General features: G+C 65.0%; 1 pseudogene. It reads left to right on the forward strand.

The window, feature by feature from the left end:
* Positions 1-122 precede the first annotated feature (122 nt).
* Positions 123-383: pseudogene (locus NQ050_RS11145) on the forward strand (signal peptidase I); the annotation flags it as partial.

Raw genomic sequence — 383 nt, forward strand, 5'->3', positions numbered from 1 at the left:
GTACTACCTGCGCGAGCTCCGTGGCAAGAAGGCGAAGATCAGGGAAAAGCGCTGAGCGCTGAGCCTCACATGGTGGTGCGGCTGACGCAGGGCTGGTCCCTCCGCTCGCTACTGTGGATGCCGTGACCGGATCCACCGACTCCACCGACGCCTCGTCGGAGGACGCGCTCGACCACGATTCCGCTGGTGATTCCGCCGCGAATCCCGCCGACGAACCGCAGTCCCGGCCCGATCCGGAACAGGACGAAAAGCCCAAGCGCAAGCACGGTGCCTTGCGCGAGGGCGCCATCCTGGTGACCATCGCGGTGGTTCTCTACTACGTGATGCTGACGTTCATCGCGCGTCCGTACCTCATCCCTTCGGAGTCGATGGAGCCGACGCTG

The sequence above is a fragment of the Corynebacterium sp. 122RC1 genome (assembly GCF_024580955.1).
In the GTDB taxonomy this organism is placed as follows: domain Bacteria; phylum Actinomycetota; class Actinomycetes; order Mycobacteriales; family Mycobacteriaceae; genus Corynebacterium; species Corynebacterium kozikiae.